Source organism: Janthinobacterium psychrotolerans (genome assembly GCF_001677885.1).
Classification (GTDB): domain Bacteria; phylum Pseudomonadota; class Gammaproteobacteria; order Burkholderiales; family Burkholderiaceae_D; genus Janthinobacterium; species Janthinobacterium psychrotolerans.
The window spans coordinates 203,323-222,630 of sequence record NZ_LOCQ01000053.1; the positions used below are offsets into that span (position 1 = coordinate 203,323).

At 63.1% G+C, this 19,308-nt stretch carries 18 protein-coding genes; 8 read left to right on the forward strand and 10 right to left on the reverse strand.

The window, feature by feature from the left end; genetic code table 11:
• Nucleotides 1-3: 3 nt before the first annotated feature.
• Entirely contained in the window at nt 4-1,299 is a 1,296-nt protein-coding gene (gene rhaI, locus ASR47_RS11610; RefSeq protein WP_065307931.1) for an L-rhamnose catabolism isomerase, read from the forward strand.
• A gap of 100 nt (nt 1,300-1,399) precedes the next feature.
• Entirely contained in the window at nt 1,400-2,413 is a 1,014-nt protein-coding gene (locus ASR47_RS11615; protein WP_065307932.1) for a bile acid:sodium symporter family protein, read from the forward strand.
• A gap of 30 nt (nt 2,414-2,443) precedes the next feature.
• On the opposite strand, the gene ASR47_RS11620 is transcribed toward ASR47_RS11615, so the two are convergent.
• The 3 genes from ASR47_RS11620 to ASR47_RS11630 form a co-directional block, all read right to left on the reverse strand.
• Nucleotides 2,444-3,730, reverse strand: coding sequence for an ATP-binding protein (locus tag ASR47_RS11620; protein WP_065307933.1), 1,287 nt, complete (start codon nt 3,728-3,730; stop codon nt 2,444-2,446).
• Nucleotides 3,731-3,850: 120 nt separating this feature from the next.
• Complete coding sequence (locus tag ASR47_RS11625; RefSeq protein ID WP_065307934.1) at nt 3,851-5,314, reverse strand: UdgX family uracil-DNA binding protein; 1,464 nt, start codon at nt 5,312-5,314, stop codon at nt 3,851-3,853.
• Nucleotides 5,311-6,543, reverse strand: coding sequence for a putative DNA modification/repair radical SAM protein (locus ASR47_RS11630; RefSeq protein ID WP_065307935.1), 1,233 nt, complete (start codon nt 6,541-6,543; stop codon nt 5,311-5,313). The genes ASR47_RS11625 and ASR47_RS11630 overlap by 4 nt, the downstream gene beginning before the upstream one ends.
• 139 nt (nt 6,544-6,682) lie before the next feature.
• Between ASR47_RS11630 and modA the strand changes: the two genes are divergently transcribed.
• From modA to ASR47_RS11650, 4 genes are read left to right on the forward strand one after another with little or no spacing between them, the layout of a single operon-like run.
• Nucleotides 6,683-7,441: a molybdate ABC transporter substrate-binding protein gene (gene modA, locus ASR47_RS11635; protein ID WP_065307936.1), complete on the forward strand. Its 759-nt coding sequence runs from the start codon at nt 6,683-6,685 to the stop codon at nt 7,439-7,441.
• Nucleotides 7,442-7,453: 12 nt separating this feature from the next.
• Entirely contained in the window at nt 7,454-8,125 is a 672-nt protein-coding gene (gene modB / locus ASR47_RS11640; RefSeq protein ID WP_065307937.1) for a molybdate ABC transporter permease subunit, read from the forward strand.
• A 3-nt stretch (nt 8,126-8,128) separates the two neighbouring features.
• Nucleotides 8,129-8,827, forward strand: a complete 699-nt coding sequence (locus tag ASR47_RS11645; protein WP_065307938.1) for a sulfate/molybdate ABC transporter ATP-binding protein — start codon at nt 8,129-8,131, stop codon at nt 8,825-8,827.
• Nucleotides 8,828-8,858: 31 nt separating this feature from the next.
• Nucleotides 8,859-9,626 carry a TOBE domain-containing protein gene (locus ASR47_RS11650; protein WP_065307961.1) on the forward strand — a complete coding sequence of 256 codons (768 nt, stop codon included), beginning with the start codon at nt 8,859-8,861 and terminating at the stop codon, nt 9,624-9,626.
• 4 nt (nt 9,627-9,630) lie between these two features.
• Here the strand turns inward: ASR47_RS11650 and ASR47_RS11655 are convergent, their stop codons facing one another.
• Complete coding sequence (locus tag ASR47_RS11655) at nt 9,631-12,699, reverse strand: HAMP domain-containing sensor histidine kinase (RefSeq protein ID WP_065307962.1); 3,069 nt, start codon at nt 12,697-12,699, stop codon at nt 9,631-9,633.
• 213 nt (nt 12,700-12,912) lie between these two features.
• On the opposite strand from ASR47_RS11655, the gene fnr reads away from it, so the two are divergent.
• Nucleotides 12,913-13,671 carry a fumarate/nitrate reduction transcriptional regulator Fnr gene (gene fnr, locus ASR47_RS11660; RefSeq protein WP_065307939.1) on the forward strand — a complete coding sequence of 253 codons (759 nt, stop codon included), beginning with the start codon at nt 12,913-12,915 and terminating at the stop codon, nt 13,669-13,671.
• Here the strand turns inward: fnr and ASR47_RS11665 are convergent, their stop codons facing one another.
• The 6 genes from ASR47_RS11665 to ccoN are packed head-to-tail and all read right to left on the reverse strand — an operon-like array spanning nt 13,672 to nt 18,787.
• Complete coding sequence (locus ASR47_RS11665; protein WP_065307940.1) at nt 13,672-14,196, reverse strand: FixH family protein; 525 nt, start codon at nt 14,194-14,196, stop codon at nt 13,672-13,674.
• Nucleotides 14,197-14,212: 16 nt separating this feature from the next.
• Nucleotides 14,213-15,604, reverse strand: a complete 1,392-nt coding sequence (ccoG, locus tag ASR47_RS11670; protein ID WP_150127765.1) for a cytochrome c oxidase accessory protein CcoG — start codon at nt 15,602-15,604, stop codon at nt 14,213-14,215.
• A gap of 4 nt (nt 15,605-15,608) precedes the next feature.
• A complete protein-coding gene (ccoP, locus tag ASR47_RS11675; protein ID WP_065307941.1) occupies nt 15,609-16,535 on the reverse strand; it encodes a cytochrome-c oxidase, cbb3-type subunit III in 927 nt (308 codons plus the stop codon).
• The gene (locus ASR47_RS11680) at nt 16,528-16,728 is read right to left on the reverse strand and encodes a cbb3-type cytochrome oxidase subunit 3 (RefSeq protein ID WP_065307942.1); all 201 of its coding nucleotides are present in this window, start codon (nt 16,726-16,728) and stop codon (nt 16,528-16,530) included. Before ASR47_RS11680 ends, ccoP begins: the two co-directional genes overlap by 8 nt.
• A gap of 1 nt (nt 16,729) precedes the next feature.
• Entirely contained in the window at nt 16,730-17,344 is a 615-nt protein-coding gene (ccoO, locus tag ASR47_RS11685) for a cytochrome-c oxidase, cbb3-type subunit II (RefSeq protein WP_065307943.1), read from the reverse strand.
• A 15-nt stretch (nt 17,345-17,359) separates the two neighbouring features.
• Complete coding sequence (gene ccoN, locus ASR47_RS11690) at nt 17,360-18,787, reverse strand: cytochrome-c oxidase, cbb3-type subunit I (protein ID WP_065307944.1); 1,428 nt, start codon at nt 18,785-18,787, stop codon at nt 17,360-17,362.
• A gap of 226 nt (nt 18,788-19,013) precedes the next feature.
• Here ccoN and ASR47_RS11695 point away from each other — a divergent pair.
• Nucleotides 19,014-19,308: IS1 family transposase (locus tag ASR47_RS11695; protein ID WP_150127766.1), on the forward strand; the 295-nt coding region annotated here is incomplete at its 3' end.

Here is a 19,308-nt window from a genome sequence, read left to right on the forward strand (position 1 = left end):
AACATGAATACCATGATCAACGAAGGCCTGGTGGCCGAGCACAATGCCAAGCTGCAAGCGAATCTGGACGCCGACTACGCGGCGCTGGCCGGCGTGCTGCAACGGCGCGGCCAGGACATTGAACAACTGACGGCGCTGGCGCAGACCTTTGCCGTCGCCGTGCCCACCTGGGGCGCTGGCACCGGCGGCACCCGCTTTGCCCGCTTTCCCGGCGTGGGCGAGCCGCGCAATATCTTTGAAAAACTGGAAGACTGCGCCGTCATCAACCAGTTGACGCAAGCCACGCCCGCCGTCTCGCCGCATTTCCCATGGGACAAGGTCAGCGACACGGCCGCCTTGCGCGAGATCGCGCAAGGCTACGGCCTGGCCTTTGACGCCGTCAACTCCAACACCTTCCAGGATCAACTGGGCCAGGCGCACACCTACAAGCACGGCAGCCTGACCTCGCAAAGCGCGGCCGTGCGCGCGCAGGCGGTCGAGCACAATATCGAATGTATCGAACTGGGCCGCGCGCTGGGGTCGAAAGCGCTGACGGTATGGGTCGGCGACGGCGCCAACTTCCCGGGCCAGCACAATCTGCGCGGCGCGCTGGAGCGCTACCTGGACAGCATGCGCGACATCTACGGCGCCCTGCCTGCCGACTGGAACATTTTCATTGAACACAAACTGTTCGAGCCGGCCTTTTACGCCACCACGATTGCCGACTGGGGCACCAGTTTTGCCTGCGCCACCACCCTGGGGCCGAAAGCCAAATGCCTGGTCGACCTGGGCCACCACGCGCCGAACACGAATATCGAGATGATCGTGGCGCGCCTGGCGCAGTTCGGCAAGTTGGGCGGCTTCCATTTCAACGACAGCAAATACGGCGACGACGACCTCGATTCGGGCAGCATCAATCCGTTCCAGCTGTTCCTGGTCTTCAATGAACTGGCCGACGCGGCCGAGCGCGAAGGCAGCACCTTCAACCCCGCCTACATGCTGGACCAGTCGCACAATGTGACCGACCCGATCGAAAGCCTGATGAGCAGCGCCGTCGAGGTGCAGCGCGCCTTTATCCAGTCCGCGCTGGTCGACCGCGCCGGCCTGCGCCAGCTGCAGGAAAGCAACGACGTACACGCCTCCGCACAAGCCTTGAAACAGGCTTTCCGCACCGACGTCAGCGCGATTTTGGCCATGGCGCGCCTGCGCTCGGGCGCGGCGATCGATCCGGTGGCCTGCTATCGCACCACGGGCTACCGCGAAGCGCGCGGCGTGGCGCGTCCACCAAAAGCAGGGGCCAGCAGCAGCGGCATTGTTTAAAACAACGACGAAAGCGGCATGCAGCTTCCAGGCATGCCGCCAAGCAAGCAGGTAGAATGCCTGGCACTGGCGCTACGCTGCGCCGCTACCAGGCCTACGCATGTCTTCTTTCTCTCCCGGCGCCCTGCTGCGCAATCTGAAACCCGATAATTTTACGATCGCCCTGCTGGTGACCGTGGCGCTGGCCAGCTTCCTGCCGTGCTCGGGCACGACCGCCGTGGTGTTCGGCCATGTCACCACCGTCGCCATCGGCCTGCTGTTTTTCCTGCACGGCGCCAAGCTCTCGCGCGAAGCCGTGGTGGCCGGCGCCCTGCACTGGCGCTTGCACCTGCTGGTGCTGGCCAGCACCTTTATTCTGTTTCCGCTGCTGGGCCTGGCGCTGCGTCCGCTGGCCCTGACCTTTCTCACGCCCGACCTGTACATGGGCATCCTGTTCCTGTGCGCGCTGCCATCAACCGTGCAATCGTCGATCGCCATGACCGCCATGGCGCGCGGCAACGTGCCCGCCGCCATCTGCAGTGCCTCGGCCTCGAACTTTATCGGCATTTTCCTCGCGCCCATCCTCGTCGGGCTGCTGATTGCCAAGGGCGCGGAAAGCAAGTCGTCGGTCGACGCCGTGCTGTCGATCGTGATGCAACTGCTGCTGCCGTTTTTGGCCGGCCAGTTCCTGCGCCGCTGGATCGGCCGCTGGGTCGACCGCCACAAGGCCACCCTGAAATACGTCGACCAGGGCTCAATTTTGCTGGTGGTCTACACGGCCTTCAGCGAAGCGGTCAACGAAGGCATCTGGCACACCCTGTCGGTCGAAACCCTGGTCGCGCTGGGCCTGATCAGCCTGTTGCTGCTGGCGCTGGTGCTGGGCATCTCCACCTTGGTCAGCCGCCGCCTGGGTTTTTCCAAGGAAGACGAGATCGCCATCGTCTTTTGCGCCTCCAAGAAAAGCCTGGCCAGCGGCGTACCGATGGCCAAGGTGCTGTTCTCGACCCGTTCCCTGGGCATGGTGATTCTGCCGCTGATGCTGTTCCACCAGATTCAATTGATGGTGTGCGCGGTGATTGCGCAGCGCTATGCAAGACGGGACGAGGGCAAGGAAGCGACGGTGTCTACGCTGTAAAGAAAGGTGCTGCACGGTGACTGTGCGACGTCAAGTCGACACTTCCCAGCGTCCGCCTTTCTGAGGCCCGACATATTTCAGCTTGCCATCCTTGACGAGTTTTGCGCTGGCCCGCTGGACGGCACTGAGCGACTTGCCCATCCGGGTAGCCACTTCGGCCAGCGTCATGGCCGGGTGATCCGCAAGATATTGCAGGATTGCTTCAGGCGTTTTAACCGGCGTTTTAACAGGCGTTTTAACCGGCGTTTTAGCCGGCGTTTCAAGCAAAGTTCTTTTGCCGACGGCGTACCCTGGCAATGATTTTTTCGATGCCAGCACAGGAAACGGAAACTCTACCCAGAACGCCGTGCTGTCACAATCGACTATCGGTAGCGGACTTGCTTTGGCCACGCATGACCGGCGTATCAGGTCGATGCCTCGGCCCCACGATTCGATCAAGCCGGCAAGGAACAAGGTGCGGGCAATGTCCGGATTGGCCGGCTGCGACGAGTGCTTGGTCATCAGGCGCGCCAGCGACCAGTCAGGCGGCAACTGGCCGGCGTTCCAGATGATCAGCTTGTGATGGTACACGCTGATCTGGGTCGGAATCGCGGCGCCATAATCTTTGTGCGCAATGGCATTGATTACGGCCTCGCGCAAGGCCGCCTCGGGCACCGGCAAGCGCTCCATGCGCTGCGCTCCCTGGTAGGAAATTCCGGCGCGAAGGTATTTGGTCTGCAGCAGCGCGAGTGTTGTTTCCACCTGCGTGAACAGGTCGCCCTCGATCACGTCCTGGTAAAGCAAGTCGGAGTCGGTACGGAAGAAACCGATCTTCACGCAGGCGCCGGTGGTGAATTTCTCGGGATCGGCATGAAACAGCAAGGTCGCCGCCAGCTTGCGAAACGCCAGCATGGCGCGCGGCGCCAGATCGGTCATGGCCACATGCGGTACTGGTACACCATCCCAGTGCCTGCCCAGTTTGCGCAGAAGAAAACGATCGAGCGCCGCGCCACGCAGCTCCTGCTTGGTGCTGCCGCTGCGCAGGTGGTATTCACCCTTGTAGCTGATCGGACTCGGATAGCCATCGACCACGATCTCCAGCCAGTCGCGCCCGGCCTGCGTATGCAAATTGACCGCTACTACAATGCCCAGAATATCGCGTACCTTGTTGGGGATGTCCACCAGCAGCTTGGCCGCGTTGTCCACACCCACCACCTCGCCGCTGTCGTTCTTGCCGATGACCAGCATACCGCCCTCGGCATTGGCAAAGCCGCAGATCCATCTCAGGTACTCATCGCGCCAGGACTGCTTCCATTCGATGTTCTGGGCTTCTTTCATACCAGGGTTATCCTTCCGGTGGCAGTTCCCGCATCATGTCCTGTTTGAGCGCGCCGGTTTTGTCGCGGCGCTCAATGAACGCTATCACTGTCCATCGTAATGTCAATACAAATTTTTCGTTCAAGCGTCGATGACCGATGCTACGCCGACGATCAGCCTCAGCGCCTGCCGTAGCCCCTCGACAATTACCCGATACGCCTGCCTCTTGTTCTCCTCATCCGGCGCCCGCAGCACATACGACGGGTGATACACGGTCACCACCCAGCGACCGTCATGCTGCACCGGCGTGCCGATCAGCGGCGTCATGGTGGCCGCGCCATCCTGCAGGATCGACTTCAAGGCGGTGCTGCCCAAGGCGACGATCACCTGCGGTTTGACGTTGTGTAATTCCTGCTCCAGCCAGTCATGGCAGGCGGCGATTTCGCGCTGGGCCGGGGTCTTGTGCAGGCGGCGCTTGCCGCGTGGTTCCCATTTGAAATGCTTGACGGCGTTGGTGACATAAATGCTGTCGCGCGCGATACCAGCGTCCTGCATGGCGCGTTCCAGTACCGCGCCGGCGGGGCCCACAAACGGCAGTCCCGCCAGGTCTTCCTGGTCGCCCGGTTGTTCGCCGACCAGCATGATGGACGCTTGCTGTGGACCCACGCCGGGTACCGCCTGGGTGGCGCTTTTCCACAGTTCGCAGCGGCGGCACTGGTCGAGGGTGGTCGATGCTTCGCGTACGGGTTGGGCGCGTTCTGCGGAGATCGGGATCATGGCCGCGCCGCTGCGCTGGCCGACGGTGGCGGTCTGGCCGGTGCGGCGCTCGCCGTTGGCCGCGCCACTGACCATGGCCGGTACGATGGCGCCTTCGGGCAGGTTTTTCCAGAAGCGCGAGGGGATATGGCTGCGCAGCAGGTCGGCGTTCAGGCGCGCGGGGTTGAAGATGCTGCGGTAATAGGTCAGCCACAGCGCTTCGCCGGCGTCGTCGATATCGGCCGGGCCGCGCTCGGCCGGGCCGCGCTCGGTAGGGCCGCGCATCAGGGCCGGGCCGGCCTGCAAGGTGGTGCCGTCCCACAGCATGGTGGCGGTCGGCGTGGCGATCATCCAGCTGATGGGTCCCATGCGGCGCGCGAAGTGGCGCGCCACTTGCGGCAGCACCTCATGGGCCGGTTCGAACCAGGCGACAAAGCGCGGCGCGCCCTGCTCTTGTTGGCGCTCCCTGAAACGCACATAGGCGTGCATGTCGTGTTCTTCGCGGCGCACGGCCTTGGCCATGCCGTGCAGGCGCGCGCCGTCCGCATCGGCCGGCGAGATCACGTCGTGCTGGCCCTGCTGCCAGCGCCACAGCACCTGGTATAAAAACGCCCAGCGGTCAGCTACATTGAAACAGGCGGCGCTTTCCAGCAGTTCCACCAGGGAACGGGGCAGGCGCAGCGGCGGCGCGCTGGCATCCGTGGCCTCTGGCGCGATTGAAAACAGGTCGCCGTCCCCAGGCAGCGACTGCCATTGCACATCGGCTGGCGCCACGCCGCGCGCGATCAGCTCGCGCGCGGCCGTGCGCCACTCGTCGAACGACTGCGCCAGGCGCACCACCTGGTTCATGCCGCCTGCAGCTCCGGCCACAAATTCATCTGCTGCGGCGCTTCGGTCATGGCGCGGCGCAGGTTTTCGGAGGTGGTGGTGTCGCGTGCGGGAAAATAGTCGGCCGTGATGATGAAGGGCGCGATTTTTTTCATGCTGCAGCGCAGGCGCGACAGGTCGGCGTAGCGCACTTGCCGCAAGCGGCGCAGGTCGACGATGCGCTGGGCGTTGCGCAGGCCGATGCCGGGCACGCGCGCGATCATGTGCGGCGCGGCACGGTTCAGGTCCATCGGAAAATGCTCGCGGTGCGCCAGCGCCCAGGCCAGCTTCGGATCGATATCGAGCGCCAGGTTGCCGCCGCTGGCGGGCAGCAGTTCGCTGGCCTGGAAGCCATAGCTGCGCAGCAGAAAATCGGCCTGGTACAGCCGGTGTTCGCGCAGCATCGGCGGCGGCGCCAGCGGCACGCTTTTCGGGCTGTCGGGGATGGGGCTGAAAGCCGAGTAATACACGCGCTTGAGTTTGTAGCTGCCGTACAGGGTTTCGGCCGTGTTGAGGATTTGCTGGTCGTCGCTGGCGTCGGCGCCGACGATCATCTGCGTGCTTTGCCCGGCCGGCGCGAAACGCGGCGACCTGGGCTCTTCCGCTTTTTCATCGAGCTTGCGGCGGATAGACCCCATCGCCAGCTTGATGGTGTGCACGCTTTTTTCGGGTGCCAGCTTCTGCACGCTGTCCTGCGTCGGCAGCTCGATATTGACGCTGAGGCGGTCGGCATAGCGGCCGGCGGCGGCGATCAGGGCCGGGTCGGCGTCGGGGATGGTTTTCAGATGGATATAGCCGCGGAACTGGTGCACTTCGCGCAGCTCGCGCGCCACCTGCACCAGCTGCTCCATCGTGTAATCGGCCGACTGGATGATGCCGGAACTGAGGAACAGGCCGTCGATGTAGTTGCGCAGGTAAAAGTCGGCCGTCAGTTTGACCACTTCGGCCACTGTGAAGCGGGCGCGCGGCACGTTCGAGGTGCGCCGGTTGACGCAGTACTGGCAGTCGTACTGGCAGTAATTCGTCAGCAGGATTTTCAGCAGCGACACGCAGCGCCCGTCCGGCGTATAGCTGTGGCAGATGCCCATGCCGGACGTCGCGCCAAAGCCGTCCTTGCCGATCGAGTCGCGCCTGGGCGCGCCGCTGCTGGCGCAGGACGCGTCGTACTTGGCCGCGTCGGCCAGGATTTCCAGCTTGTCCGTCAATTCCATGGGGCGCTCCGAAATACTGTGTATTTATACAGTATATCAGGCTTTGTGGCTGGCAAGCGCTTGATCTGTGCGATGGAAGAGCGCTATATATCAGTGTATATTACGCTTCTGTTGATTGTGCATTTACAAGGATACGACCATGCGCCTGACCTCTCTCGCCCGCATGCTGGGCGCCGCCCTGTTGACCACCGTCGCCACCTCCGCCATGGCCGGCGAAGTGGTGGTCTCGGCCGCAGCGAGCCTGACGAACGCCTTCAAGGATGCGGCGCAAAGCTACGAGGCGCAGTATCCAGGCAGCAAGGTCTCCTTGAACTTTGCCGCCTCGGGCGTGCTGCTGCAGCAGATCGTCAAGGGCGCGCCGGTCGATGTGTTTGCCTCGGCCGACCAGGAGACCATGGACACGGCGCAAAAACAGGGCCTGGTCCTGCCAGCCGAGCGCCACGATTTCGTCAGCAACAGCCTGGTGCTGATCGTGCCGTCGGACAGCAAGCTGGCGATCAAAAACTTGCATGACCTGACGCGCAAAAGCGTCACCCGCGTGGCGCTCGCCAACCCGGCCAGCGTGCCGGTCGGCCGCTATGCGCAAGGCGCCCTGAAAAAGGCGAAGCTGTGGGACGGCGTGCAGGCGAAAGCCATCGGCACGCAGAATGTGCGCCAGTCGCTCGACTACGTGGCGCGCGGCGAAGTCGATGCGGGCTTTGTCTATGCCACCGACGCGGCCATCATGCAAGACAAGGTCAAGGTGGTGTTCGAGGTGCCACTGGACGCGCCGGTGCTGTACCCGATCGCCACCATCAAGGACAGCGCCAACGCGCTTGAAGCGAAGCGATTTGTCGGCTATTTGCGAACAAAGCCGGCGCAGGCGATCCTGGCCAAGTACGGATTCAAGAAACCATAACCCGGCACGCGCATGGATATCGCCTGGACCGCGCTGGCCCTGTCGCTGAAAGTGGCGGCATGGGCCACGGCGCTCAATTTGTTGCTCGGCATCGGCACCGGCTATCTGCTGGCGCGCACGCGCTTTCCCGGGCGCGAGCTGCTCGATGCCCTGTTGACCCTGCCGATGGTGATGCCGCCCACGGTGCTGGGCTACTATCTGCTGGTGCTGCTGGGCAGGCGCGGCACCCTCGGTGTCTGGCTGCAGGAACACTTCGGCATCAACCTGATTTTTACCTGGCAGGGCGCCGTGATCGCCGCCACCATCGTCGCCTTTCCGCTGGTGTTCAAGCCGGCGCGCGCGGCGTTCGAGGCGGTCGACGGCCAGCTGGAACAGGCGGCGCGGGTGCTCGGCATCGCCGAAGTCGCCATCTTTTTTCGCGTCACCCTGCCGCTGGCCTGGCGCGGTATTTTGGCCGGCGTGCTGCTGGGGTTTGTGCGCGCGCTCGGCGAGTTCGGCGCCACCCTGATGGTGGCCGGCAGCATCCCCGGCAAGACCCAGACCCTGTCGGTGGCCGTGTACGAGGCGGTGCAGGCGGGCCAGGACGACACCGCCAACACCCTGGTGCTGATCACGTCGTTTGTCTGCATCGTGGTGCTGCTGGCTGCCGGCAAGCTGGCGCCCGGCCGCATCGCGCACAAATAAACCATGCAACTCGACCTCGACATCCGCGCCACCTTGCGCTCCGGCAAACGCCGCTTTGACTTGCAGGTGCAATGCACCTCCGGCAGCGAGCGCATCGCCCTGTACGGGCCGTCCGGCGCCGGCAAGAGCATGACCTTGAAGGCCATCGCCGGCCTGCTGACACCGGACGCCGGCCATATCCGCATCAATGGGCGCACCTTGTTCGACGCCGCCGCCGGCATCAATCTGGCGCCGCAGCAGCGCAATGTGGCCTATCTGTTCCAGGACTATGCGCTGTTCCCGCACCTGACGGTGCGCCAGAACGTGGGCTTTGGCCTGGCGCGCGGCTGGTTCAATCCGCGCGCGCGCGAAAAACTGGCCAAAGTCGAGCATTGGCTCGATGCGTTTGGCCTGCAGGAACTGGCGCATCAATATCCCGACCAGTTGTCCGGAGGCCAGCGCCAACGCGTGGCGCTGGCAAGGGCGCTGGTGGCCGAACCGTCCGCGCTGCTGCTGGACGAACCGTTCGCCGCGCTTGACCCGGCCTTGCGGGTCACCATGCGCGAGGAACTGCGCCAATGGCAAGAGCGCCTGGGCGTGCCGATGATCTTGATCACGCACGACCCGGAAGACGCGCGCATTCTCGGCGACCATGTGCTGACCCTGCGCGACGGGCGCATCGATGCGCGGCAATCCACACTACGCGAGGTGAACATTGGATAAGGTGGCAATTGGCCTGCAAGGCTCGGTCTGGATGACGGTCGGCGGCGAGCAGTTAGGCGGCGCCGGCAGGGTGGAATTGCTGGCCGCGATCGCCGCATGCGGCTCGATCACGCAGGCGGCCAAGGCGGTCAAAATGAGCTACAAGGCGGCCTGGGATGCGATCGACGCGATGAACAATCTGGCCGGCGAGCCGCTGGTGGAGCGGCTGGCCGGCGGCAAGGGCGGCGGCGGCACGCGGCTGACGCAGCGCGGGCGCCAGCTGGTCGACAACTTTCGCATCATCGAAGTCGAGCACGCGCGCTACCTGCGTCAGCTGGGCAGCCAGGCCGAAGGCATCGCCGACGACCTTTTACTGATACGGAGAATGGCCATGAAAACCACGGCACGCAATCAATTCCTCGGCAAGGTGGCCGAGCTCAAGGCGGGCGCGGTCAACGACGAAGTGACGTTGATGCTGCCCGGTGGCCAGCGGATCGTCGCCATCGTCACGCAGGGCAGCAGCGACAGCCTGGGCCTGGGGCCCGGTGTGGAGGCGTTCGCCCTGATCAAGGCCTCGTCGATCATTTTGGTGGCGGACAGTGACGGCGCGCGCTTCTCGGCGCGCAACCAGCTGGCCGGCGCCGTCACGCGGGTGCAGACGGGCACCGTCAATACGGAGGTGGTGCTGGCGTTGCCCGGTGGCGGCACGATTGCCGCCATCATCACCAATCAGAGCGCCAGCGAGATGGCAATCGCCGTCGGAAGCCGTGTGACGGCGATGTTCAAGGCGTCGAGCGTGATTTTGGGCGTGCCGGCATAAACAATCAATCCTCCAGCCGCGACAGCCAGTGCGCCGCCGCCACCAGCACCTGCTCGAGTTCGCGCACCGTCCGCGCCAGCAGCGCCGGCACTTCTTCGTAGCGGCCTTCGTCGATCGCCTGCTCGGTGGCGAATGAGGCGCGTATCAGGCGCTTGGTGCCCAGCGTCCCCACCGAGCCGCGCAGGCCGTGCAGGATGCGCGCGACGGTGCTGTGGTGGCCCGCCTGCAGCGCCGCTTCGGCCTCGCGCAAGGGCGTCATGCCCTTGTTCAGCGCGTCTTCCACCATGCGCCGCAACACGCCCCTGCCCTTGGCGTCCTTGCCCATCACGCGCATCAGCGCGGCCATGGAAAACACCTCGTCGTCGAGCGGCGCGGCGGCTTGCGCCTGCACCGGTGTGCGTTTCGGCAGGTGGCGGCTGATCACGGCCATCATCTCTTCGACCACCACCGGCTTGGCGATAAAGTCGGTGATGCCGGCCGTCATGCAGCGCTCGCGTTCGGAGGCCAGCACGCCGGCCGTCATGGCGATCACGGGCAGCTGCAGGCGCAGTTCGGTGCGGATGATGTGGGTGGCGCTGAAGCCGTCCATCACCGGCATCTGCATATCCATCAGCACGATGTCGTAGCGCAAGGATTCCATGCGCAGGCGCTCGACCGCCTGCAGGCCGTCGCCGACCACGTCCAGGGTGGCGCCCATGTGTTCGAGGATGCCGCGCGCCACGGCCTGGTTCAGGTGGTTGTCTTCGACCAGCAGGAAGTGCACGCCGGCCAGCTCGTTGCCGCTCTGCTGCAGCGCGATGTGCTGTTCGCCATCCTGCTTGGCGCTCAAGGCCTGGTGCAGCGCGTCGAACAGGCTCGATCCCGTGATCGGCTTCATCAGCACCACGTCCGCTTCGGCCGCGCTGGAGATTTCTTCCAGGTGGTTGCGGGCAAACGCGTTGACCATCACCACGATGGGCTGGCGCTGTCCGCTGGCCGCCTGGCGTATCGCCTTGGCCGTGGCCAGGCCATCCATCACCGGCATATGCCAGTCGGCCAGCACCACGTCGTACGGCTGCTGGCTGTCCAGGCGTTCGCGGTACAGCTCGATGGCGGCAAAGCCGGAGTCCACTTCATCGGCGGCCCAGCCCCACGCTTCGATCAGTTTGACGATCAGTTCGCGCGTGGTGCGGTTGTCGTCGGCCACCAGCAGGCGCAACTGGCCCAGGGCCGGCTTGCGGCGTTCTTCGTTCGCCTGCGCCAGCGCTTCGAATGGCACGCTGAACCAGAAGCGGCTGCCCCTGCCTTCGCTGCTGGCCACGGCGATGTCGCCGCCCATCATGTGGATCAGGTGCTTGCTGATGGCCAGGCCCAGGCCGGTGCCGCCAAAGCGCCGCGTGATGCTCTGGTCACCCTGCGAAAAGGCGGTGAAAAGCTGTTCCTGCTGCTGCGGCGTCATGCCGATGCCGGTATCGCGCACTTCGAAGCGCAGCCAGGCCTGGCCCGGCGCCTGCTCGGCCACGCTGACGGCCACCACCACTTCGCCGCTTTCGGTAAACTTGATGGCGTTGCCGGCCAGATTGACCAGGACTTGCTGCAGCCGCTGGGCGTCGCCCACCAGGCGGCGCGGCACGTCCGGTTCCACCGCGATGGCCAGTTCCAGCTCCTTTTCGCCGGCGTTCATGGTCATGGTGGTGGCCAGCGTGTTCATCACCTCGTCGAGGTCGAATTCGACCGGCGACAGGTCCATGCGCCTCGCCTCGATCTTGGAAAAATCGAGCACGTCGTTGAGGATGCCCAGCAGCGACTGGCCGGCCACCCTCACCATGGTCAGGTATTTGCGCTGCTCGGTATTGAGTTTGGTGTTGCCCAGCAAATACACCATGCCCAATACGGCGTTCAGCGGGGTGCGGATTTCATGGCTCATGTTGGCGACAAAATCGCTTTTCGCGCGGTTGGCCGCTTCGGCGCGGTCGCGTTCGTCTTCGAGTTCGCTGGCGCGCACTTCCACTTCCTGCTGTAACCGGTCGCGTTCGCTCATCAGGCTGTTGAAGGCCGCCGTCAGTTCGCCGATTTCATCGCGCTGCTCGACCGGCAGCGGCGTGAAGCGCTGGCCGCTGCTGCGCAGGGCCAGCAGAGTGTCGCGCAGGCGCACCAGCGGCGACAGCAGGCGCACCGTGACCCAGCCCAGCACCAGCGCCGCCAGCAGCGAAGCGCAGGCGCTCCACAGGATCAGCCGGTACAGCACGCCGTCGAAAGGCTCGAATGCGTCGTCGATCGGCAGCGAGGCGGCCAGCAGCCAGTCCACCGATTTCAGGTGCTTGAAGCTGTTGACGGCCTTGATGCCGCGGCTGTTGGTGCTGACCATGCTGCCTTCGCCGCCACGCGCAATCAGCGCGGTGGTGGCGGGGTTGGCATTATCGGCGCGCGGCTGCAGCAGTTTGGCCGGATCGGGATGCAGCACATACAGCGGCACCTTGCCTTGCGTGAGGATGAAGTAAAAACCATTCTTGCCGACCTTGGCCGTGCGCAGGTCGCCCAGCAGGTTGTCCTTGTACAGGCGCAGCACGCCGATCACGATGCCCGTCACCTCGCCATTGGCGTCCAGCACGGGCGCCACCATCTGCACGATGGGCATGCCGCTTTTCTTGCCCAGCATCGGTTCGGTGATCATCGGCTGGCGCGTGCGCATGACGGTCTGAAAGTAGTCGCGGTCGGCCACCTCGACGCCGCTGCGCCCCGGCACTTCGGGCACATCGCTGACGACCGTGCCGTTCGCATCGAGCACCAGCACGTCGTCGAACAGAGACAGCATGGCGCGCTGCTCATGGTACTGGCGCAACTGGTCCGGCTGCGTCATCAGCGCCGCCGGCTGGCGGCGCGCCGTTTCGCTGATCACGTCGAGCAGCATGCCGAGCTTGCCATCGAGTTCATCGGCCGTGCGTTCGATCATCGCCGTTTGCTGGCTCAACAGAACCTTGGTGAAATCGTCGCGCATGCGCTGCACCTGCACCAGGGTGACCAGGGCAATCATGGCGATCGAGGTCAGGCTGGTGGCCAGCGCAACTTTTGCTTTAATGCCAAGAGGCTTCATCATTTCCTTATCCTTAGCATGCGGCACAAGCGGCAAACCATGCTGTGAGGAATTCTCCTATCAATACGTTAACTTGGCAAGCATGGGCTTGTGGCGGCGCTGCCATGAAAATAAAGGCCGAACGTGGTTTATTCGGTGTATTTCGCCGAAATTGGTACATTGCCCTCGCAGATACAGTAGACTTGGTGTTGTATTTTATAAAAGGTAATGCACATGACACCAGAGCTATTGTCTCCAACCCTGCCCACCGTGAACGTGGAAGTGTTGCGTGCGCGTTGCGCGACCTGCAGCATGCACCAGTTGTGCCTGCCCATGGGACTCGACATGGGCGATATGGATCGCCTTGACCAGATCATCGGCCGCCGCCGCAAGATTGCGCGCGGCGTCTCGCTGTTCCGTATCGGCGACGCCTTCCAGAACCTGTACGCGATCCGCCTGGGCCACTTCAAGACTTACCAGATCAATCCTGGTGGCGAGGAGCAGGTGACGGGCTTCCAGATGGCCGGCGAACTGCTGGGCATGGACGCCATCAGCGCTGACCGCCATCATTGCAATGCGGTGGCGCTGGAAGACAGCGAAGTGTGTGAAATTCCATTTTCCAGCCTGGAACAATTGCTGGGCAATATGCCGACCCTGCTGCGCCATTTCCACCGCATGATGAGCCAGGAAATCACGCGCGAGCAAAGCGTGATGCTGTTGCTGGGCAATATGCAGGCAACCCAGCGCTTTGCCGCCTTTATCGTCAACCTGGCGTCGCGCTATGAGGCGCGCGGCTATTCGGGCAGCAATTTCCAGCTGCGCATGTCGCGCGAGGAAATCGGCAACTACCTGGGCCTGACCATCGAGAGCATCAGCCGCTTGCTGTCGAAATTCAAGAAGGAAGGCTGGCTGCGCGTGTCGAACCGCGAGATCGAGATCCTGCAGCCTGCCAAATTGAAAGCCATTACGGCCGGCACCGACATCTGCAAGTAATCACAGCTCGCTGTCGGCGCGCAGCGTGATGCTGCGCTGGGCCGGCCAGGTCCAGATGCCCGACAAGCGCCATTCGCGCTTGCCGTCTTCCACCAGTACCTGCCAGCGGCTGCGCTCGAGCATCGGCAGCGAGACCGAAAAATTGCCTTGCGCATCGGGCTGCACCATCAGGCGGATATCTTTTTCCGGCAGGGTCGCATGCGCCAGGTGCAGCTGCAAGGGCTGCTGCCAGGCCTTGCCGAAGCTGTGCACGGAACCGGTGATGCGCGACTGCGCCACGTCATACGCCACGCTGGCATCCATCGCCAGGTTGCTGGCCACCGTGTCGCGGCGCAAGTCCTGGTTGATGGCCTTGCCTTGCTTGTAATAGTCGCCGACCACCAGCGCGTCGGGCTGCGTAAATGCGATATAGCCCATGAAGCTGCCGACCACTACCGACAGGCCGGGGCCGATCATCAGCAGCCACGGCCAGCGGTGCTTGTACCAGGGGGCGACGGGGACTTGCAATTTGGCTGATTTGGACACTTTTTCTCCTTCCTGTTTAACGCGGCACGATAAATACCGCGCTTTCGCGCACATGCAATGACGGATCGTCAAGCGACTGCAGCTCGATCTGGATCTTGTTCGAGCCTTTTTCTCCCACCCCGTGCGGCACGCGCAAACGTACCGGCCAGCCCAGCGTTTCGGTCGGCTGCAGGGTCACTTCGTCGCGCGTGATCAAGGCCAGGCCGGGCAGGCCCGACACCGCGATCCTGAAACGCTGCGACTGTTCCGAGGTGTTCATGATCTGCAGGCGGTACACGTTTTCAATCATGCCGTCTTCCACTTCGCGGCCCATCGAGCCGCGGTCGCGGATCACGTCCATTTTCAATGGCGTGCGCAGGAACAGCGAGGTACAGACGGCGACGATGATCAGCGCCAGGATGGACGTGTAGATCAGCACGCGCGGGCGCATGGCGCGGCGGCGGATCTGCTGCGAATTGAAGTTGTTTTCCATCGCATGGTCGGTGCTGTAGCGGATCAGCCCGCGCGGCCGCTCGACCTTGTCCATCACGCTGTTGCAGGCGTCGACGCAGGCGGCGCAGCCGATGCATTCGTATTGCAGGCCATTGCGGATATCGATGCCGGTCGGGCACACCTGCACGCACAGGGTGCAGTCGATGCAGTCGCCCAGCCTGGCCTGCGTGCCGTCTTTGGCGGCTTTCTTGTTCAGCGCGCCGCGTGGTTCGCCGCGTTTGTCATCGTAGGTGATGATCAGGGTGTCCTGGTCGAACATGGCGCTCTGGAAGCGCGCATACGGGCACATGTATTTGCACACCTGTTCGCGCAGCCAGCCCGCGTTGCCGTAGGTGGCCAGGCTGTAGAACAGAATCCAGAACCACTCCCACGGACCGAAATTGAAGGTCCGCACTTCGTGCACCAGGTCCTGGATCGGCGTGAAGTAGCCGACAAAGGTAAAGCCCGTCCACAGGGCGATCGCACCCCAGGCCAGGTGCTTGGCGACTTTCTTGCCGGTCTTGCGCACGGAAGGACCCTGGCGGTCGAGCGCCATGCGCGCGCTGCGCGTGCCTTCGATCTTGCGTTCGACCCACAGGAAGATTTCGGTATACACCGTTTGCGGACAGGAAAAGCCGCACCAGACCCGCCCGGCAATGGCGGTGACGAGGAACAGCAGATATGCCGCGATGATCAGCAGAGCCGCCAGATAAATGAAATCCTGCGGCCACAGCACCACGCCGAAAATGTAGAACTTGCGCGTGGTCAAGTCGAACAGCAGGGCTTGCCTGCCGTTCCAGTTGAGCCACGGCAAGCCGTAGAACGCCAGCTGGGTGAGCCACACGCACACCCAGCGCCATGTCGCATAGCGTCCTTTGGCCTCGCGAGGGTAGATCTGCTCGCGGGCCGCATACATCTTGATGACTTGGGGTTCCATTACATTACTTCACAGGGACCGTTGGCTGGGGGTTCGACAGGCTCCAGATATAGGCCGACAGCACATGCACTTTCGACTCGCCAAGGAAGTCGCCGAAGGCCGGCATGGTGTTGTTGCGGCCCTTGCGGATGGTTTCCATGATGGTGTCGGCGCTGCCGCCATACAGCCAGATCTTGTCGGTCAGGTTAGGCGCGCCGAGCTGCGCGTTGCCCTTGGCGTCGGCGCCATGGCAGGCCATGCAGGCGCCGAATTTCGATTTGCCCAGCACCGATTTGACCGGGTCCGAGGTCGAGCCCGACAGGCTCAGCACGTAATGGGCCACGTTCTCGATATCCTGTTCCGAACCCAGGGCCGCGCCCATCGGGATCATGATGCCGTTACGGCCGTGCATGATGGTGGTCTTGATGATGTCGGGGTCGCCGCCATACAGCCAGTCCTTGTCGGTCAGGTTGGGAAAGCCCTTGTTGCCGCGTGCATCCGAACCATGGCACTGCGCGCAGTAGGTCAGGAACAGGCGCTGGCCGATGGCGTTCGCTTGCGGATCGGCGGCCACGGTTTTCAGGTCCTGCTTCAGGTACTTGTCGAACAGGGGGCCGTAGTCGGCTTCCGCTTTTTTCAGCTCCTGCTCGTACTGGCCCGACGATTTCCAGCCCAGCTTGCCCGCATAGGTACCCAGGCCCGGATACAGGAACAGATACGCCAGCGCGAACACGATGGTGATGTAGAACAGCCACATCCACCAGCGCGGCATCGGCGTATTGAGTTCCTTCAGGTCTTCGTCCCACACGTGGCCGGTGGTGCCGTCGGCCGGCGCGCCCGGCAGTACCGTCACCTTCGACTGCGAGTACAGCAGCACGCCGCAGCCGATGATGCCCAACAGCGACAGCACGACAATATAAATATTCCAGAAACCACTGGTAAAGTCAGACATGGCTGCGCTCCTCTTTTGCCACTCCGGCGTCGGCCGGATAGTCCAGCGCTTCGTCGGCGAACGGCAAATTGGCCGCCGCGTCGAAGTCCTTGTTGCTGCGGCTGAAAGTCCACCACAGGATGCCCACGAACGTCGTAAAGGAAACCACCGTCATGACGCTGCTGGCGCTGTCGAACAGATTCTCGATTGCCATGCTAATTCCTCGTTTTGATTAATGTGCCCAGGCCTTGCAGGTAGGCCACCAGGGCGTCTTCTTCCGTCTTGTCCTGCAGCTGCGCCGGACCGGCCTTGATTTCTTCTTCGCTGTACGGCTGGCCCAGGCGTTTGAGAGCGCGCATCTTCGGCACGATCTCGTCGGGCACCAGCCTGGTCTTGGCCAGCCATGGGTAGGACGGCATGTTCGACTCGGGCACCACGTCGCGCGGATTGTTCAGGTGGGTGCGGTGCCATTCGTCGCTGTAGCGCGCGCCGACCCTTGCCAGGTCGGGGCCGGTACGTTTGGAACCCCACTGGAACGGACGGTCGTAGACGAACTCGCCGGCCACCGAATAATGGCCATAGCGCTCGGTTTCCGCGCGCAGCGGACGCACCATCTGCGAGTGGCAGTTGTAGCAGCCTTCGCGCACATAGATGTCGCGGCCGGCCAGGCGCAGCGGCGAATACGGCTTCAGGCCGGCGATCGGCTCGGTGGTGCTCTTCTGGAAGAACAGCGGCACGATTTCAACGGCGCCGCCGACGCTGATCACCAGGGTGACCAGGCCGATCAGCAGCCAGGGGTTTTTTTCAATCCATGCATGTGAGAATTTCATTTGCTTTCGCTCCTATCAGGCGTGCGCCGCGTTCAGTTCCGGGATGCGTGCGACCGGCACCTTGGTGCCGCGCAAGGTCATGTAGGTGTTGTAGCCCATCACGCACATGCCAGCCAGGTACAGCAGGCCGCCGCCGACGCGCACCACGTAGTACGGATAGGTCGCCTTGACGCCTTCGACAAAGGTGTAGGTCAGGGTACCGTCCGGGTTGACCGCGCGCCACATCAGGCCCTGCATCACGCCGGCAATCCACATCGCGGCGATATACAGCACGATGCCGATGGTGGCGACCCAGAAATGCAGGTCGACCAGGCGCGTGCTGTACATCTTGGTCTGGCCAGCCACGCGCGGCAGCAGGTAGTAGATCGAGCCCATGGTGATGAAGCCGACCCAGCCCAGGGCGCCCGCATGCACGTGGGCCACGGTCCAGTCGGTGTAGTGCGACAGCGAGTTGATGGTCTTGATCGACATCATCGGGCCTTCGAAGGTGGCGATGCCGTAGAACGACAGCGAGACGATCATGAATTTCAGGATCGGGTCGGTGCGCAGCTTGTGCCAGGCGCCCGACAGGGTCATGATGCCGTTGATCATGCCGCCCCAGCTTGGCGCCAGCAGCACCAGCGAGAACACCATGCCGATCGATTGCGTCCAGTCCGGCAGGGCCGTGTAGTGCAGGTGGTGCGGGCCGGCCCACATGTAGGTGAAGATCAGCGCCCAGAAGTGGACGATCGACAGGCGGTACGAGTAGACGGGGCGCTCGGCCTGTTTCGGGATGAAGTAATACACCATGCCCAGGTAGCCGGCGGTCAGGATGAAGCCCACCGCGTTATGGCCGTACCACCATTGAATCATGGCGTCCTGCACGCCGGCATAGGCCGAGTAGGATTTGGTGAACGAGGCCGGCATGACGGCGCCATTGACGACGTGCAAAATGGTCACGGCCAGGATGTAGGCGCCGAAGAACCAGTTGGCCACGTAGATATGCTTGACCTTGCGCTTGATGAGCGTGCCGAAAAACACGATGGCGTAGGCGATCCAGACCACTGCGATCAAAATCGAGATTGGCCATTCGAGTTCGGCGTATTCCTTGCCGCGCGTCAGGCCCATCGGCAGCGAGACGACCGCGCACAGGATCACCGCCTGCCAGCCCCAGAAGGTAAAGGCGGCCAGCTTGTCGGAAAACAGGCGTACCTGGCAGGTGCGTTGCACCACGTAGTACGAGGTGGCGAACAGGCCGCAGATGCCGAACGCAAAAATGACCGCATTCGTGTGCAGCGGACGCAAACGGCCGTAGGTGAGCCACGGTATGTCGAGGTTCAGGGCAGGCCAGGCCAGCTGGGCGGCGATAATCACGCCGACCAGCATGCCGATGACGCCCCATACCACAGTAGCGACCGCGAATTGCTTCACGATCTTGTAGTTATAGTTCAGCGATTGATCCACAAAGACTCCCTGGAATGTCTATTTATGATGGTGGCCAGAGGTTAAGTGTTTGGAGTCTAAAAAACTTTGATGTGGATCAAAATTCCCCAGATGAAAGATGGCGAGCACAGCGGCAGCAAAACAAATGCTGACCTGGGTGAAAAAGGCTATGTCAGCGAAAACGGTGGGAACGCCGTGAAATTTCTGCGGTCTAACTGGTCAGGTATTGCCTTTCAAGGAGCCGATCATGGATACAGCCCAGTGGCAGGCCTTCGCCAGGCAATTCCCGCAACTGTCGCACCGTCAGCGCCTTGCCAGCAGCGATTTATTGCGCACCATCGCGCCACAGGTTGCGGCCGTCACCCTGATCGAGCAGACAGCGCAGGCGCAACTGCATTGTCCGGCATGTCTATCGACACATTTCCACCGGCATGGCCAGGTCCATGGCCTGCAGCGCTATCGCTGCGTGCCCTGCCGCAAAACCTTCAACGCCTTGAGCGGCACGCCGCTGGCGCACCTGCACCACAAGGAACGCTGGCTGG

What these genes read in the sequence shown, in the direction of transcription:
- ccoO (WP_065307943.1), bottom strand. Translation starts at nt 17,344, where the DNA reads ATGAAATTCTCACATGCATGGATTGAAAAAAACCCCTGGCTGCTGATC.
- ASR47_RS11645 (WP_065307938.1), top strand. Translation starts at nt 8,129, where the DNA reads ATGCAACTCGACCTCGACATCCGCGCCACCTTGCGCTCCGGCAAACGC.
- ASR47_RS11625 (WP_065307934.1), bottom strand. Translation starts at nt 5,314, where the DNA reads ATGAACCAGGTGGTGCGCCTGGCGCAGTCGTTCGACGAGTGGCGCACG.
- ASR47_RS11650 (WP_065307961.1), top strand. Translation starts at nt 8,859, where the DNA reads ATGACGGTCGGCGGCGAGCAGTTAGGCGGCGCCGGCAGGGTGGAATTG.
- modA (WP_065307936.1), top strand. Translation starts at nt 6,683, where the DNA reads ATGCGCCTGACCTCTCTCGCCCGCATGCTGGGCGCCGCCCTGTTGACC.
- ASR47_RS11630 (WP_065307935.1), bottom strand. Translation starts at nt 6,543, where the DNA reads ATGGAATTGACGGACAAGCTGGAAATCCTGGCCGACGCGGCCAAGTAC.
- ASR47_RS11615 (WP_065307932.1), top strand. Translation starts at nt 1,400, where the DNA reads ATGTCTTCTTTCTCTCCCGGCGCCCTGCTGCGCAATCTGAAACCCGAT.
- ASR47_RS11655 (WP_065307962.1), bottom strand. Translation starts at nt 12,699, where the DNA reads ATGAAGCCTCTTGGCATTAAAGCAAAAGTTGCGCTGGCCACCAGCCTG.
- modB (WP_065307937.1), top strand. Translation starts at nt 7,454, where the DNA reads ATGGATATCGCCTGGACCGCGCTGGCCCTGTCGCTGAAAGTGGCGGCA.
- fnr (WP_065307939.1), top strand. Translation starts at nt 12,913, where the DNA reads ATGACACCAGAGCTATTGTCTCCAACCCTGCCCACCGTGAACGTGGAA.
- ASR47_RS11620 (WP_065307933.1), bottom strand. Translation starts at nt 3,730, where the DNA reads ATGAAAGAAGCCCAGAACATCGAATGGAAGCAGTCCTGGCGCGATGAG.
- ccoP (WP_065307941.1), bottom strand. Translation starts at nt 16,535, where the DNA reads ATGTCTGACTTTACCAGTGGTTTCTGGAATATTTATATTGTCGTGCTG.
- ccoG (WP_150127765.1), bottom strand. Translation starts at nt 15,604, where the DNA reads ATGGAACCCCAAGTCATCAAGATGTATGCGGCCCGCGAGCAGATCTAC.
- rhaI (WP_065307931.1), top strand. Translation starts at nt 4, where the DNA reads ATGAATACCATGATCAACGAAGGCCTGGTGGCCGAGCACAATGCCAAG.
- ASR47_RS11680 (WP_065307942.1), bottom strand. Translation starts at nt 16,728, where the DNA reads ATGGCAATCGAGAATCTGTTCGACAGCGCCAGCAGCGTCATGACGGTG.